The sequence below is a fragment of the Streptomyces sp. ADI95-16 genome, from assembly GCF_003721495.1.
Classification (GTDB): Bacteria; Actinomycetota; Actinomycetes; order Streptomycetales; family Streptomycetaceae; genus Streptomyces; species Streptomyces goshikiensis.
The window spans coordinates 2,246,268-2,261,834 of the sequence record NZ_CP033581.1; the positions used below are offsets into that span (position 1 = coordinate 2,246,268).

Below are 15,567 nucleotides of genomic sequence, written 5' to 3' on the forward strand. Positions count from 1 at the left end.
CGTCCAGGGGTGCGACGGGGGCGCGCGGAGCGGCCGCCCGCGCGGTGCCCGGTCAGTAGACGCTGACTCCGTAGGCGCTCAGGGCTTCCACGACGGGCTGGAAGAAGGTGGTCCCGCCCGAGGAGCAGTTGCCGCTGCCGCCGGAGGTCAGGCCGACCGCGCGGGCGCCGGAGTAGAGCGGGCCGCCGCTGTCGCCGGGTTCGGCGCAGACGTTGGTGCGGATCATGCCGTAGACGATGTCGCCGCCGCCGTAGTTGACGGTGGCATTGAGGCCGGTGACGGTGCCGCTGTGGATCCCGGTGGTGGAGCCGCGGCGGGTGACGGACATGTTGAGGGTGGGGTCGACGGCGCTGGTGATGTCCTGGCTGCCGACGGTGCCGGGCGGCACCGGTGTGTTGCTCGCGTACTTGATGAGGCCGTAGTCATTGGTCGGGAAGCTGGATCCGACGGTGCTGCCGACGACGGCGGTGCGGGCGGAGTCGCTCCACCAGGTGCCCGCGCCGTCGGTGCAGTGCCCGGCGGTCAGTGCGTAGTAGGTGCTGCCGCTGCGTACGTTGAAGCCGAGGGAGCAGCGCCAGCTGGTCGCGTAGATGGCGTCGCCGCCCGAGACGAGCTTGGTCAGCTTGCCGGGGATGCGCTCGATGCGCAGGGCGGCGGCGTCGGCCCCGGCCTCGCGTCTGATCTTCGCGAGGGACGCCTCGGTGACGGTGGAGTCGGCGGAGACCACGAGGGTTCCGGTGGCGGGGTCGGTGTGCCAGGCGGTGCCGCCGACGTCGGCGCGCAGGACGGAGGCGCCGGCCGAGGCGAGCCGGGCGGCGCTGAATCCGGCGTCCTGGCCGTCGCGGGGGCCGTCCGCGCTCGCCGCGGTGGGCGCGGCGAGGGCCGCGGCGGCGGCCAGGCCGGTGGCCACCGCGAGCAGCCTGGTACGGGTGATGCTCTTGATCCTCACTTCTCGTCCTCCCGGGAGGGATCGGGGGCCCGGCGAACGTGGGGGTGCCGGAGCCCGTGAGGCGCAGTCGGGGGCACGGCGGGCGCATGGGCTCGGGTCGTGCTCCTGACGCGCCCCTGACAATTTCCTGGCCAGCCCTCGACAAACACTGTCGGGAGTGTCCTGGCGTCAGTTACCGGTCGCAAGGGCGTCTTTCAGCCGTCGCTCGCCCGCGTGGACGAAGCCCGGCTCGCCGCCGAGGTCCGGTCCGCGCGGGCGGACCTCGTCGGCGGCGAGTATGGCCTCTCCGGCGAAGGGCTTCCCGTCGAGGGCGATGCCGTCCGAGGGGGCCGCCGAGAGCTCCGTCGCGTCACCGACGGCGCGCCAGTTCCCCGGAGCGGCTGGAATTCGACCGTCCGGACAGTCGGCGAGCCAGAGGGTTCCGGTCAGCGCGAGGGGGCCGTGGGGGGCGGACACGGTGGCCACCCGGTGCTCGTGCCAGGTCCGCCAGGCGGCGTGCGGGTCGTGCGCGTCATCGTTCATGCCGCTCAAGCCTTCCACGCCCGCCCGGACGGGAACCACCCCGTACGCCGTCCGGGCGCGCGGAATCTGAGAGGGCCTCAGCTACAGCCGCAGTCGCAGTCGCACCCGTCGCAGCAGCAGCCGTCACAGTTGCAGCAGCCGTCACAGCCGCCGCAACCGGGATCGCCGCAGTCGCTGCACGCGTCGCACCACGGGTCCCGCTTCTTGCGGGACCACGGGCCGTCGTGGTCGGTGCAGCAGAGCTGGCAGGTGCAGAAGAGCCCGAGGGCGACGGCGCAGCCGGCGAGCAGCCCGCGGCGCGGCTTCTGCGGCGGCAGCCCGCCACCGCCGTGCCCGCCGGAGCCACCGGGACCGCCCGGACCACCCGGGCCCATGGGCGGCGGCAGCCCCGGGCCGCCGGGGGCGACCGGGGCGGCGGGGCCGTGGGGCTGGTGGCCGTAGGGCCCCTGGGCGCCGCCGTACGGACCGGCGCCCGCGCCCGGGGGGCCGTAGCCCTGCGGCGGCGCGCCGTAACCCCCTGCCGAGTTCGTGACGGTGTGCCCGCAGGCGCTGGTCCCGAAGGCCCGGTCCACCGAGGTCCGCAGCTCGTGGACGAGCAGCCGGTGCGCCAGCCCCGCGTCCGCGAACTCCACCTCGCGCAGTGCCAGCCGGATGCCCCGCAGGGCGTCGTCGCACAGCCGGCGCGCCTCGGCGAGGGGGGTCCCGGTGGCCGTGAGCGGGTTCCAGGCGCCCGCCGCGGCGTCGGCGGCCCGGTCCTCGACGGCGTCGAGCAGGTGCGCGAGCCGCCCGAAGTAGCGCCCCGCCTCGGCGAGCGGGGCGGCGTTGCCTGGCCGTCCCGCGAGGACCGCGGTATGCGCGAAGGCGGCGGCCGTCGCGGTCTCCGTCGGCTCGGTCACCACGAGCACGGGGGTGCCGGGCCCGGCCAGGGTCTCGATGCCGCCCTGCCGGTCGACGGCGTCCACCAGCACCGCCGTGTCGAAGCCGAGCGAGGCCCCGGTACGGGCGCCGGCCCGGTCCCAGCCCCGGGCCACCTTGCGCGCGGCGGCGGCGATCGGGGCCCGGGCCAACAGCCCGTCCCGGTCGGCCACGTGGTCCCGTACCTTCGCGGAGGCCAGCACCAGCGAGACGGCGGCCGCGAGCCGGGCCCCCTCGCCGTTGGCCACGGGGGCGGTGCGCATCCCGCGCAGCGGGCAGGGCCCGGCGGTGCGCCGGGCGCCGGGAGCGGGACCGGACTGAGCCTCCGTCAGAACGGAGACCAGCAGCCCGTCATAGTTGGTGACGATCCGGGCGAATTGCCCGTGGTCACCGCGAAGTGCCAGGCAGAGACCGCAGAGATGGGCCATCCACTCTGTCTTGAAACGCTCGCCCAGGCGGTGCGTGCAGGGCCTGACGATGCCGAACAATGCGTTCCCCCGTGTGTCATACGCGTACGTGCGGGGCATCGTATCCAGCCGGTTCGTTCACCCGTACGCCCCCACCGCTCACCCGCACGGCGGCGGCGGTCGTATTTTCACTCAGTCAGCAGCGGTAGCCGCCGGGAACCTCGGCCGTGCAACGGATGTTCTGCACCAGTACCGTCACGAAACCCCTGCGCGGCGGCTATCCACTTGGCGCGTTGTCAGCATCATGGACGACCATAGGGGCAGCTGAGAGAAGACAACTGACCGCGGTGAAGGGAGGCGTCCATGGGTTCGGTGCGCAAGGCGAGTGCCTGGTTGGGTCTCGTGGAGGACAGCGACGACGATCGGTACTACGACGACGACTACGCGGAGGCGGTGGAGCGGCAGCACGGCGGGTCGGTCTCCGGCCCCGGCGACCAGTGGGTCACCGACCCCCGGGTCAAGGTGGCCTCCGATTCGGCGGTCGAGCAGGGCCGGCGGATCGCGACCGTGACCCCGGACGGTTTCCGTGACGCGCGCGGCATCGGCGAGCTGTTCCGCGAGGGCGTACCGGTGATCGTCAACCTGTCGTCCATGGACCCGGGTGACGCGAAGCGCGTGGTCGACTTCGCCGCCGGTCTGACTTTCGGCCTGCGCGGCTCGATCGAGCGGGTGGCGACCAGGGTCTTCCTGCTGACCCCGGCCGACACCCAGATCGTGAGCGGCGAGCCCGCCGGCCGCTCGCGCGACTTCTTCAACCAGAGCTGAGCAGGGCCCTCACCGGAAGGCGTCGAGCCCGGTGAGCGCCTTGCCCAGCACCAATTGGTGCATCTCGACGGTGCCCTCGTAGGTGAGGACCGATTCGAGGTTGGTGGCGTGCCTCATGACGGGGTATTCGAGCGAGATCCCGTTGGCTCCCAGGACGGTCCGCGCGGTACGGCAGATCTCGATGGCCTCGCGGACGTTGTTGAGCTTGCCGAAGCTGATCTGTTCGGGCCGCAGCGTGCCCGCGTCCATCCGCCGTCCCAGGTGGTGGGCGAGCAGGATCCCCTTGTGGAGCTCCAGCGCCATGTCCGCCAGCTTGGCCTGGGTGAGCTGGAAGCCGCCGATCGGCTTCCCGAACTGCTCCCGCGTCCTCGCGTAGTCGAGCGCGGACTCGAAACTGGCGCGCGCCGCGCCCATGGATCCCCAGATGATCCCGTACCGCGCGTGGCTGAGACAGCCGAGCGGTCCCTTCAGCCCGGTGACACCGGGGAGCACCGCGTCGGCGGGCAGCCGTACGTCGTCCATCACCAGCTCGCTGGTCACCGAGGCACGCAGCGACCACTTGTGCTTGATCTCCGGCGCGGAGAAGCCGGCGCTGTCGGTCGGCACGGCGAACCCGCGGATGCCCTCGTCGGTCTGCGCCCAGACGACGGCGACCGCCGCGACGCTTCCGTTGGTGATCCACATCTTGCGGCCGGTCAGCACCCAGTCGGCGCCGTCGCGCTTCGCGTACGTGCGCATCGCCGCCGGGTCGGAGCCGACGTCGGGCTCGGTCAGCCCGAAGCAGCCGATCAGCTCGCCGGCCGCCATGCCGGGGAGCCAGCGCTGCTTCTGCTCCTCGGAGCCGTACTTCCAGATCGCGTACATCGCGAGGGAGCCCTGGACGGAGACCAGCGAGCGGATCCCGGAGTCGGCGGCCTCCAGCTCCAGGCAGGCCAGGCCGTACTGCACCGCGCTGGCGCCGGCGCAGCCGTAGCCCGTGAGGGACATCCCGAGCGCGCCGATCGAGCCGAGTTCGCGGGCGAGGTCCCGGATGCCGGGGAGTTCGCCGTTCTCGTACCACTCGGCGATGTGCGGCAGCACCCGGTCGGCGGCCCAGCCGCGGACGGTGTCGCGCACGGCGCGGTCCTCGGCGGTGAGGAGCTCGTCGAGGCCGAGCGGATCGGTGGGCAGGAACGGTGACACGGGGCCTCCCGGCGGCCTGAGTCGTTACCTAGCAGCGCAAGTCTGGCACCGCCCGCCCGACGCTAGACGCCACCCCTCCCCCGATCAACCCCCACCGCCCCGGCCCCACCGGCGGCCGCCCGAATCCAGCCCCGCCGGCGTTTGACGCGCGGAGTCCGGGGCGGAGCCCCACCCGCGCTCAGGCCGCCCGAATCCAGCCCCGCCGGCGTTTGACGCGCGGAGTCCGGGGCGGAGCCCCGGCGGCGCTCAGGCCGCCCGAATCCAGCCCCGCCGGCGTTTGAGGCGCGGGGTCCGGGGCGGAGCCCCGGCGGCGGCGCTCAGCCCACCCGCCCCGAGGAAGCCGGGCACGGCTCACCGGCGGTCTGCGCCGGCACCCACGCCTCAGCGTCGCCGTCGTCAACGCCGACGGCCTCGGCGCCCCCGCACTCCATGACCTTCGGCAGCTTCAGCGCCATCACCGCCCCCACCAGCAACAGACCTGCGCTGACCAGCAGCGTCACGTGCAGCCCGTGGACGAACGCGTGCCGCGCCGCCGCGTGCAGGGCCGCCCCGGCGGGGCCGCCGAGCTGCGCCGCTATCTGGTAGGCCTCGCCGAGCGAGTGGGCCGCACCCGCCGCGTCCCGTTCCGAAACCCCCGGCACCCCCACGAGCCCCGGCGCGTACGCCGCGTTCATGACGCTGCCGAGCAGCGCGATGCCCATGCCCGCGCCCAGCTGGTATGAGGTCTCGCCGATCGAGGCCGCGCCGCCCGCCGTGGCCGCCGGGGCCTCGCTCAGCATCGACTCGTAGGCCGCGAACAGCGTGGTCTGGAGGCCGAAGCCGAGCAGGATGAACCCCACGGTGAGCAGCGCCGGCCGGTCCTGCTGGCCCATCAGCGTCAGCAGCAGCACCGCTAGGGCCGTCAGTACGAAGCCGCCGGACACCATCGTGCGCGGCCCGATCCGGGCGAGCGTGTACGAGCCGGTGGCGCCGGCGGCCATGGCGGCGAAGGTGAGCGGCAGCAGCCGCAGCCCCGTCTCCAGCGGGCTCAGGCGCAGCACCAGCTGGAGGTACTGGACGGCTATGAGCTCCAGTCCGACCAGGGCCAGCATGGCGAGCACGATGCAGCCGACGGACGTCGAGAAGGCGGCCCGCGAGAACAGCCGCATGTCGATCAGCGGGTGCGTGCGCCGCCGCTGCCGCCGGACGAACAGCACCAGCAGCGTCGCCCCGAGCAGCAGCGGGACCAGCGCCTCGGCGTCGGCGAGGTGCCGCTCCGCGCCGATCCGCTTGATCCCGAGGACCGCGCCGAGCACGCCGACGGCGGCCATGAGCGCGCCGAGCACGTCCCACGGGCCGTCGCAGGAGCCCTTCGACTCGGGCAGCAGCCAGCGGCCGAGCGGCAGGATCAGCGCCATCAGCGGGATGTTGATGAGGAAGACGGAGCCCCACCAGAAGTGCTCGACGAGGAAGCCGCCGAGTACCGGTCCGCTGGCGGCCCCGACGGCGGCGACGGCCGTCCAGATGCCGATGGCGAGGGCCCGCTCGCGCCGGTCGGGGAAGACCTGGCGCAGTATCGACAGCGTGGCGGGCATGATCATCGCGCCGCCGACGCCGAGCAGGGCGCGGGCCGCGATCAGCACCTGCGCGCTGTCGGCGAGGGCGGCGATCGCGGAGGCGACGCCGAAGAGCCCGTAGCCGAGGAGCAGGATCCGGCGGCGGCCCACCCGGTCGCCGAGGGTGCCGAACAGGATCAGCAGCGCGGCGCAGACCAGCGGGTAGGCGTCGACGATCCAGAGGAGTTCCATCGGGCCGGGGCGCAGGTCCTCGGTGACGGAGGGGACGGCCACGTGCAGGATCGTCGCGTCGAGCGCGACGAGGACGAGGCTGACGCAGAGGACGGCGAGGACGAACCAGCGGTTGGCGCCGCCGGAGGCCGCGCGCATCCGCTGCCGGAGAGAAGGGGCCGGGTGGCCGTCGGCACTGCCGACGGACCTGCGGTCGGCCGCGTTCGTCTCCGACATGCATGTACCTCCCAGGGTGAGCCCTCGTACTCGGTGGACCAGCGTCTTGCGGAGCCGCTGTGGGTGGTGCGCGGTGCGGCGTCCTACGGGGTCCGGCGTCGACGTGCGAGTGAACGGTCAGCGTACGCGAGTTCGTCAGCACCCCACGTGGTCAAGCTCTCATCCCGACGGCGGTCGCCGTGTGGCGTGCGCCACTCGCCCCGAGCCCTCCCCTCCCCCCGTGTACACGAGCGCTCACGGCCCGTGGTTGCGTCCGTCCCGCCCCGGACGGGCCACCGATAATCGTCCCTGTGAAAGATCTTGGATTTCGCCGGGCCGCACCCGCACTGGCCGTCTTCGCGGCGGTCCGGCTGCTCGGGCTCGCCGTCCTCGGGGTGTGGGGGGCGGTGGCCGGCAGCAGCCCGCACACGCTGCTCTCGGCGCGCTGGGACTCCCTCTGGTACGCGCGGATCGCGGCCGAGGGGTACGGGTACGAGGTGGTCCTGCCGAGCGGGGCCGTCCACTCGAACCTGGCGTTCTTCCCGCTGCTGCCCTGGCTGGAGCGGCTGATCGCGGCGCCGACCGGACTGTCGTACGGCTCGGCGGGCCTGGTGGTCTCGGCGGTCGCGGGGCTCGCGGCGGCCTGGGGGATCTTCGCGGTCGCCGACCTCTCCTACGGCCGCCGGGCCGGGGTGCTCGCGGTGGCGGCCTGGGCCGCGCTGCCCGTCGGCGTCGTGCAGTCGATGGCGTACAGCGAATCGCTGTTCACCGCGCTGGCCGCCTGGGCGCTGTACGGGGCCCTGCGCGGGCACTGGCTGACGGCGGGGCTCCTCGCGGCCGCGGCCGGGCTGACCCGCCCGGTCGGGGCGGCGGTGGTGGCGGCGGTGTGGGTGGCCGCCGTCCTCGCGCGGCGGGGCGGGGAGCGGTCCTGGCGGATGCCGGCCGGAGTGCTGCTGGCCCCGCTGGGCGCGGCGGCGTACGTGCTGTGGGTCGGGGCCCGCACCGGTGGCGGGCTGCTCGGGTACCTCGACGTACAGGGAGGCTGGGGCAACGGCTTCGACGGGGGCTGGGCCTTCGCCCGCTTCATCGGGGCGCGCCTCGCCTCCTCCGCCTTCCTCGCCGGCGTCGGGCTGATCGCGGGGGTCGCGCTGGTGCTGTGGCTGTACGCGCTGTGCGTACGGCAGCGGCAGCCGGCCGCGCTCCTCGTGTACTGCGGGATCGTGGTCGCGCTCGCGCTGTGCGCCTCGGGGTACTTCGGTTCCAAGCCCCGGCTGCTGCTGCCGGCGTTCCCGCTGATGTTCCCGGTCGCGGTGGCGCTGGCGCGGTGGCGGACCGGGCGGGCGGCCGCGGTGCTGGGGGCGGTGGCCGCGGCCTCGGCGGTGTACGGGGCGTTCTGGCTGAACGGGTCGGGACCCCCGTAAGGAAATCCCGCCTGCTGAAATAAAGTTCAGGTAAGCATGAGAAACAATGTACGGACGATGGATCAAGGCGGCTCCAACGAATGCCGCGATAAAGGGAATTAACTCCCGCGTGAGACCAACTCCACATCACATGGTCATCACAAAGCGCGTGATTCGCACGGGCCGAGCATCGCCGCGCGGTAACGTCGATTCAGTGCGTACCGAACATTTCCTGACCCGTCTGGACCGGGCGTTCGCCCGGCTCGACCGGGAACCAGAGCGACCGGCTCATCTGCAAACGCCGCGGATGAGCCGGCACCGCGTCGTGCTCCTGGGATCGACCCTGGCCTTCTACCTCGCCATCGTGGTGGCCGTCCTGACCACCTCCTGGCTGGTCCGGCTGGACTGGCAGATCATGTTCTTCCGGCCCTACGAGCAGTGGCCCCAGCTGCACGCCTTCCTCGACTACCTCGTCGTGCTCGGCCAGCGCGGACCCACCGCCGTCATGGTCGCGGCCTGGCTCGGCTGGCGCTCCTGGCGACAGCACACCCTGCGCCCGCTGATCACCCTCGGCGTGTCACTGCTGCTCCTCAACATCACCGTCGGCGCCGTCAAGCTCGGCCTCGGCCGGCTCGGCCCGCACTACGCCCGGGAGATCGGCTCGGCCGAGCTCTTCGCGGGCGGCGATATATTCCCCTCCGGCCACACCGCCAACGCCGTCGTGACCTGGGGGATCCTGGCCTATCTGGCCTCCACCACGGTCACCCGGCGGGTGCTGTCCGTGGTCTCCGCGGTCGTCTCGCTCAGCGTCGGCGCCACCACCGTGTACCTGGGCACCCACTGGGTCAGCGATGTGCTGCTCGGCTGGTCCGCCGGCCTGCTGATCCTGCTGGCGCTGCCCTGGTTCGAGCCGCTCATCGCCCGGATCGAGGCCTACGTGTTCGAGGTCCGCGAGCGGATGCGCGGCCGCGTGGAGGCCGGGCTGGTGCCCGAGCCGGTCGCGGCCGCGCTCACCCCGCTGCTCTCCGCGGGCGGGAAGTGGCAGCGCCGCCGCCCCGTCGGGCCCGTCGCCCCGGCGGCCCAGCCCGCGCCGGCCGCCACCGCCGCGGCGGGGCACTCGCCGGTCACCGTCCGGCCCGCCGCGCACCTGCCCCGGCCGCACGTCATCCGCTCCGAGCGGACTCCGGTCACCCCGGCCGGCAGCCGCCGCCCGGCGCACACCGAGCGGGCCGGAGCCGCCGCCCGGGGGACCTCGGCCCGCCCGGTCGCCGGCGGCTGAGCCGCCCGGCCCGCGGGGGCGGTACGCACGACTCCCCCGCGGCGCGCACAGCCCACCCTCGCGGCGGGCCGGTCACCGACCGGCCCGCCGCGGGCATTTGGGGCGCGGTCGTCCATTTGGCCAAGTCGTCAGCGTGACGCCGGGACGTTCGCCCGTCCCGGGTCACGCTTGGGTCACGGAATGTCGACAGTTCTTTGACAGAGGCGCGTTCGCCCCACTCCGTCTGCAAAGGTGCCCCGGCATTTGTTTCGGGCGGTGCGACACGCCCGCCGTACCGGTGGTTTCGAATTCCCGCCCGGTGCCATTTAATTACCGTGGGGTATTGCCGGACGTGCTGGTTCAGACCAGGCGAATCCCCCTCAGATTCCTTACATCTCCTTCACCTTCGGACGCCGGATTCCCCGCCCCGGCGCGGCGCGCCCGGGCCCCTACGGGGCCGGGGCCGAAGCCGTGGGCCGCGCGGCCGACGGGACGGGGGCCACCGCCGGGAGCCGTGCCGGGAGGGCCTGGATCGGGTTCGGGATCGGGGCCGGGATCGGAGTCTCGGCCGAGGCAGGGATCGGGGCCGGGATCGGAGTCTCGTCCGAGGCAGGGATCGGAGCCGGGGCCGGGGTCTCGGCCGGAGCCGGGATCGGAGCCGGGGTCGGAGCCGGAGCCGGGGCCGGGGTCGGGGTCGGCCGGGCCGGGTCGTCGGCGGGGGGCAGGGTCAGCAGGGTGCCGGCCGTGAGGGCCTGCGGGCGGGGGCCGATCGCGGGGCGGTTCATCTCGTACAGCGCCCGCCAGCCGCCCCGTACCCGGCGCCGCCGGGCGATCGAGTCCAGCGAGTCCCCGGCCCGCACCACGTGCATCCGCCCCGCCAGCCCGTACCGCTTCGAACACGCCGGCCACGCGTCCCACCCCTGCGTGCCCAGCAGCTCCTCCGCCACCGCGATCTGCTGCGCCCGGGTCGCCAGGTCGGCCCGGGCCGCGAAGGCCAGTCCCTCGTGTTCCTCCCACGTCCGCTGCCAGAACTGCAGCCCCCCGTAGAACCCGTTCCCGGTGTTGACCGACCACCGCCCGCTGCTCTCGCAGTCGGCCACGCAGTCCCAGGGCCACTCCCCGCCCGGCCCGCAGTCCCCGGGGCCGGTCCCGATCACCCCCGGCGAACCGGGGTGCGCCGCCGTGGGCCCGGGCGCCGGTGGCGGCGGAGCCGAAGCGGCGGAGGCCTCCGCCACGGTCCAGGGGAGTACGAGGGCCAGCGCGGCCGCCGACACGGCCCGCCGGACCCGGTGGGGGCGCGGACGGAGCCGGAAGCGCAGATCGGGCATCGCGCCACGCTACGCGGCCCCCGCCGGCCGCCCGGCCCGCCACGCGGCGCGTCCCCGCGGCCCACCCGGACGGCCGACCCGCCACCCCGCCCGAAACGGCCAGCACCGGCCACCAACTGCGCACAACCAACCAACACTTGACACGGAAACGAAGGTGCGGTCCGACCGTTCACTCCTCCGGGTGCCAGGTTCGATTCCGTTCCCTCAATCGGCGTGACCCCACCCGCCGATCCCCCGTTGAGCCCGGCGAGCCGGGGACCGCCCGGCCCCCGCACGCCTAGTCCGAGGAGCCACCCCGTGCCGCGCATGCTCGACGTCAGTGATGAGGTACGTGCCGAGATCGGTGACGAAGAAGCCGACAGGCTGCTCGTCGGCCCCGACGCGCCGGGCAGTTACGACTGCACCTCCTGCCGTACCCCCGGGGACCCCGAGAACGACCCCACCAGCACGGTGCTGTTCGTCGGGGAGGAGACCGCCGTCCTCGCGTTCGCCCACGCCACCTGCATCCCCTCGCAGGTCGTCTCCGTCTCCGAGGAGCAGCTCCAGGGCGCGGTCCGCAGCATCACCGGCGACGGCCCGGCCCCCGCCGGCCCCGCAGCCCCCTCCGACTCGCCGCAGAACGTCCCCGGCGGCCAGGCCGTCCTCGGCATCACCAGCGGCCTGGTCCTGATCGGCGGCGAGCTGCACCCCGCCCTCGTGGTCGAGCCGACCGCGCCGATCGCCCGCCCCGGCACCACGGGCCCCGGCGACGACTTCCTGCCGCTCCTGATCGAGCAGGGCTTCATCCCGGTCACCGACACCGCCCAGCTCCCCTCGCCGCTGGGCGGCTGGTCCGTGCTGCTCGCCGCCGGCCAGCTGCACGCCGTGCTCCAGCCCGGCGCCGACGGCGGCGGTCAGGTCGCGTGGTGGCAGGCGCACCAGGCCCTGTCGGTCACCGACGGCTGGCGCGCCGCCGTCAACAAGACCCAGCGCGTGCTCATCTACGCCGCCCCGGTCGGCTCCATCGGCCAGCAGCCCCGCGAGGACCTGCTGCGCGACGCCCTCGACAAGGCCGCCGCCGACGGCAAGCTCGTCGCCGCCTCGATGCCCCTGGCCGGTACGCCGGGCGCCTGATCCCCCTCCGCCCCGAACTGCCGTCCGCCCCTTGCCGAGGGGGCCGGACGGCGTGCGCCGGGGGTTGCGCGGTCCGTCCCGCGCACCCCCGGCGATCTGCGTTTTCTCCCCCAGCGCCCGCATCCGCAGGGCGCCGGTTTCGTTGGCTGATACGTGCATCCATACGACCCACCCCGCGCCCCGTACCACCCGAGCACCGTCACCCCGCTGCGCCCCGCACGGGACCGGCAGAGCGCTCCGGCCGCCTCGCACACCCCGATCTTCGACACCCTGTACTCGGAGTACCTGCGCGCCTTCCGGACCCTGCCGGGTGACCGTACGGGCGAGGAGGACCTCGGCTTCACGGCCTTCTCTTACGGGGGCGCCCACTACGCCTCCCACGGCGAATCCCCGTACGGCGGCGGCAGCCTGAGCGGCTCCGGCTGGAGCCCCGCGTGGCAGCAGACGGAGGCCTGGCAGCCCTCGTACGTCCCGCAGCCCGCCTACTCGTACGCGGGCCAGGGCGTCACCGCGCAGCACGCCGCCCCGGCGCCCCCCGCCGGATACGGCAACGGGCGGCAGCACCAGACCGGGACGCACCACGTCCCGGCGGCCCTGCCGCCCGCTCCGCGCCGGGGCTACTGACCCCGGCCCTGCGTCACCGCGTACGCCCTACTTCTTCTTGTGCTGGGCACCGCGCTTCTCGCGCACCCGCACCGAGATGTGGATCGGGGTGCCCTCGAAGCCGAACTCCTCGCGCAGGCGGCGCTCGATGAAGCGCCGGTAGCCGTGCTCCAGGAAGCCGGAGGCGAACAGGACGAACCGCGGCGGCTTGCTGCCCGCCTGGGTACCGAACAGGATGCGGGGCTGCTTGCCGCCGCGGATCGGGTGCGGGTGCGCGGCGACGACCTCGCCGAGGAAGGCGTTCAGCCGGCCGGTGGGGACGCGCGTCTCCCAGCCCGCCAGCGCCGTCTCGATCGCCGGGACCAGCTTCTCCATGTGGCGGCCGGTGAGCGCCGAGACGTTCACCCGGGGCGCCCAGGCGACCTGCTGCATCTCGGTCTCGATCTCGCGTTCGAGGTAGTAGCGGCGCTCCTCGTCGAGCTCGTCCCACTTGTTGTAGGCGATCACGATCGCGCGGCCGGCCTCGACGGCCATGGTGATGATGCGCTGGTCCTGGACGCTGATCGTCTCGGTGGTGTCGATCAGGATGACCGCGACCTCCGCCTTCTCGACGGCGGCGGCGGTGCGCAGGGAGGCGTAGTAGTCGGCGCCCTGCTGGAGGTGGACCTTCTTGCGGATGCCCGCGGTGTCCACGAACTTCCAGGTCACGCCACCGAGCTCGATGAGCTCGTCGACCGGGTCGCGGGTGGTGCCGGCCAGCTCGTTGACGACGACGCGGTCCTCCTTCGCGACCTTGTTCAGGAGCGAGGACTTGCCGACGTTCGGGCGCCCGATGAGGGCGATGCGGCGCGGGCCGCCGAGGGCGGCGCCGCCGAAGGTCTGCTCGGGGGCCTCCGGCAGCGCTTCGAGCACGGCGTCGAGCATGTCGCCCGTACCGCGGCCGTGCAGCGAGGAGACCGGGTGCGGCTGGCCGAGGCCCAGCGACCACAGGGAGGCCGCGTCGGCCTCGCCGCTCTGGCCGTCGACCTTGTTGGCGCACAGCACGACGGGCTTGCCGGCCCGGCGCAGCAGCCTGACGACGGCCTCGTCGGTGTCGGTGGCGCCGACCTTGGCGTCCACGACGAAGACGACCGCGTCGGAGGCCTCGATGGCGTACTCGGCCTGGGCGGCGACGGACGCGTCGATGCCGAGGACGTCCTGCTCCCAGCCGCCGGTGTCGACGACCTTGAAGCGGCGGCCGGCCCATTCGGCCTCGTAGGTGACGCGGTCGCGGGTGACGCCCGGCTTGTCCTCGACGACCGCCTCGCGGCGGCCGATGATCCGGTTCACCAGGGTCGACTTGCCGACGTTCGGGCGGCCGACGACGGCGAGTACGGGGAGCGGCCCGTGGCCGGCCTCCGAGATCGCGCCTTCGACGTCCTCGACGTCAAAGCCTTCCTCCGCGGCGAGCTCCATGAACTCCGCGTACTCGGCATCGCCAAGCGCTCCGTGGTCGTGCTGGTCGTTCATGAAGTCCGTTCCTCGTCGTTCGTGGTGATCGGTGGCACCCGCGCAGCGCGGTTCCACTACTGGTTCAAGTCTCGCTCAGCGCCCGGTGAGGCGCTTGGCGTCGGCCAGGTGGGCGGTCAGCCGGTCCTGGATGCGTACGGTGGCCTCGTCCAGCGCGGTACGGGTCCGGCGGCCACTGCCGTCCCCCGCGTCGAAGGCGTCGCCGAAGACGACGTCGACCCGGCTCCCCAGCGGCGGCAGGCCCTTGACGAGCCGGCCCCGGCGGTCGGTGCTGCCGAGCACGGCGACCGGCACGATGGGCGCCGCCCCGCGGACCGCGAAGTACGCGAGCCCGGCGCGGAGCGAGGCGAAGTCTCCCTCGCCCCGGGTGCCCTCGGGGAAGATCCCCAGGGCCCCGCCCTGTTCCAGTACGCCGAGCGCCCGGGTGATCGCGGTGCGGTCGGTGCCGGACCGGTCGACCTTCACCTGCCCGATCCCCTCCAGGAAGGGACCGAGCGGGCCTATGAAGGCCTCTTTCTTGATCAGGAAGTGCAGCGGCCGGGGGGCCGTGCCCATGAGCATGGGGCCGTCGATGTTGTGCGCGTGGTTCACGGCCAGGATGACGGGGCCGGAGGCCGGCACCTTCCAGGCCCCCAGCACGCGCGGTCTCCACAACCCGTACATGAGGCCGATCCCGATCCGCCGGCCGACCGCCGCACCCTTGAGGGAGGGCGTTTCGCTCACTTGCGCCCCGCCCGCTTCTCCTCGACGAGGGTCACGACGCACTCGATGACCTGGTCGAGGGTGAGCTCGGTGGTGTCGACCTCGACGGCGTCGCCGGCCTTGGCCAGCGGGGAGGTCTTGCGGCCGGAGTCGGCCGCGTCCCGCTTGATCAGGGCTTCCTTGGTGGCCGCCAGGTCGGTGGCCTCCTTGCCCTTCAGCTCGCCGCTGCGCCGGGCCGCGCGGGCCTCGGCGGAGGCGGTGAGGAAGACCTTGAGGTCGGCGTCGGGCAGGACGGTGGTGCCGATGTCCCGGCCCTCGACGACGATCCCGCCGTCCGCGTCGGCGGCGATGGCGCGCTGCAGCTCGGTGATCCGGGTGCGGACCTCGGGGACGGCGCTGACGGCGCTGACCTTGGAGGTGACCTCCTTGGTCCGGATCGGCCCGGAGGCGTCCAGGCCGTCGACGGTGATGGTGGGCGCGCAGGGGTCGGTGCCGGAGACGATGGCGGGCTTGCCGGCGGCGACCGCGATGGCGTGCGGGTCCTCGGTGTCGACGCCGTTGGTGATCATCCACCAGGTGATGGCCCGGTACTGGGCACCGGTGTCCAGGTAGCGCAGCCCGAGCTTGGCGGCCACGGCCTTGGAGGTGCTGGACTTGCCCGTGCCGGAGGGACCGTCGATGGCGACGATCACGGCGGACGGAGCTGCGGTTTCCACGGTGCGGGCACCTTCCTGGTTGCGCGTACGTGTCCGGGCGCGCCAAAGCGCCCCTCTCCAAGGTTACCGGCCCCGCGCACCTCCCGGCCCCGCCCCCGTTCCCGCCCCCTCGCCGCCCCGTCCGGCCCGCCGCCCAGCCCAGCCCCGCCCCGCCGG

At 73.7% G+C, this 15,567-nt stretch carries 12 protein-coding genes and 2 pseudogenes; 5 read left to right on the forward strand and 9 right to left on the reverse strand.

The genetic code is table 11. The annotated features are described in order from the left end of the window. Window positions 1-52: 52 nt before the first annotated feature. From EES41_RS09695 to EES41_RS09705, 3 genes and pseudogenes are all read right to left on the reverse strand, one after another. Window positions 53-949, reverse strand: coding sequence for a S1 family peptidase (locus EES41_RS09695; protein WP_123077289.1), 897 nt, complete (start codon window positions 947-949; stop codon window positions 53-55). Between the two features lie 264 nt (window positions 950-1,213). Next, window positions 1,214-1,471, reverse strand: a pseudogene (locus tag EES41_RS09700) (hypothetical protein); the annotation flags it as partial. Window positions 1,472-1,548: 77 nt separating this feature from the next. After that, on the reverse strand, window positions 1,549-2,874 hold the full coding sequence (locus EES41_RS09705) for a DUF5685 family protein (protein WP_123077292.1): 1,326 nt from the start codon (window positions 2,872-2,874) through the stop codon (window positions 1,549-1,551). Window positions 2,875-3,156: 282 nt separating this feature from the next. Between EES41_RS09705 and EES41_RS09710 the strand changes: the two genes are divergently transcribed. Next, window positions 3,157-3,618 (forward strand): cell division protein SepF, encoded by a 462-nt coding sequence (locus EES41_RS09710; protein ID WP_123077294.1) that lies wholly within the window; start codon window positions 3,157-3,159, stop codon window positions 3,616-3,618. A gap of 9 nt (window positions 3,619-3,627) precedes the next feature. Here the strand turns inward: EES41_RS09710 and EES41_RS09715 are convergent, their stop codons facing one another. Then, complete coding sequence (locus EES41_RS09715) at window positions 3,628-4,800, reverse strand: acyl-CoA dehydrogenase family protein (RefSeq protein ID WP_123077296.1); 1,173 nt, start codon at window positions 4,798-4,800, stop codon at window positions 3,628-3,630. A 317-nt stretch (window positions 4,801-5,117) separates the two neighbouring features. Continuing rightward, window positions 5,118-6,725 carry an MFS transporter gene (locus EES41_RS09720; RefSeq protein ID WP_123082372.1) on the reverse strand — a complete coding sequence of 536 codons (1,608 nt, stop codon included), beginning with the start codon at window positions 6,723-6,725 and terminating at the stop codon, window positions 5,118-5,120. 368 nt (window positions 6,726-7,093) lie between these two features. Here EES41_RS09720 and EES41_RS09725 point away from each other — a divergent pair, with 368 nt between their 5' ends. Together EES41_RS09725 and EES41_RS09730 are read left to right on the forward strand one after the other, a co-directional pair. Then, window positions 7,094-8,203: a glycosyltransferase family 39 protein gene (locus EES41_RS09725; protein ID WP_164495799.1), complete on the forward strand. Its 1,110-nt coding sequence runs from the start codon at window positions 7,094-7,096 to the stop codon at window positions 8,201-8,203. A gap of 193 nt (window positions 8,204-8,396) precedes the next feature. Further along, the gene (locus EES41_RS09730; protein ID WP_123077300.1) at window positions 8,397-9,461 is read left to right on the forward strand and encodes a phosphatase PAP2 family protein; all 1,065 of its coding nucleotides are present in this window, start codon (window positions 8,397-8,399) and stop codon (window positions 9,459-9,461) included. Window positions 9,462-10,177: 716 nt separating this feature from the next. Here EES41_RS09730 and EES41_RS43800 read toward each other — a convergent pair. After that, window positions 10,178-10,768, reverse strand: a pseudogene (locus EES41_RS43800) (transglycosylase family protein); the annotation flags it as partial. Window positions 10,769-11,065: 297 nt separating this feature from the next. Between EES41_RS43800 and EES41_RS09745 the strand changes: the two are divergent. Beyond that, window positions 11,066-11,881, forward strand: a complete 816-nt coding sequence (locus EES41_RS09745) for a hypothetical protein (RefSeq protein ID WP_037794344.1) — start codon at window positions 11,066-11,068, stop codon at window positions 11,879-11,881. A 153-nt stretch (window positions 11,882-12,034) separates the two neighbouring features. Beyond that, window positions 12,035-12,505, forward strand: a complete 471-nt coding sequence (locus EES41_RS09750) for a hypothetical protein (RefSeq protein ID WP_123077302.1) — start codon at window positions 12,035-12,037, stop codon at window positions 12,503-12,505. A 27-nt stretch (window positions 12,506-12,532) separates the two neighbouring features. Here the strand turns inward: EES41_RS09750 and der are convergent, their stop codons facing one another. From der to cmk, 3 genes are all read right to left on the reverse strand, one after another. Then, window positions 12,533-13,993 carry a ribosome biogenesis GTPase Der gene (gene der, locus EES41_RS09755; protein WP_123077304.1) on the reverse strand — a complete coding sequence of 487 codons (1,461 nt, stop codon included), beginning with the start codon at window positions 13,991-13,993 and terminating at the stop codon, window positions 12,533-12,535. 75 nt (window positions 13,994-14,068) lie between these two features. Next, complete coding sequence (locus EES41_RS09760) at window positions 14,069-14,656, reverse strand: 1-acyl-sn-glycerol-3-phosphate acyltransferase (protein ID WP_250570246.1); 588 nt, start codon at window positions 14,654-14,656, stop codon at window positions 14,069-14,071. A 56-nt stretch (window positions 14,657-14,712) separates the two neighbouring features. Further along, window positions 14,713-15,411, reverse strand: coding sequence for a (d)CMP kinase (gene cmk / locus EES41_RS09765; protein WP_123077308.1), 699 nt, complete (start codon window positions 15,409-15,411; stop codon window positions 14,713-14,715). Window positions 15,412-15,567: the final 156 nt, after the last annotated feature.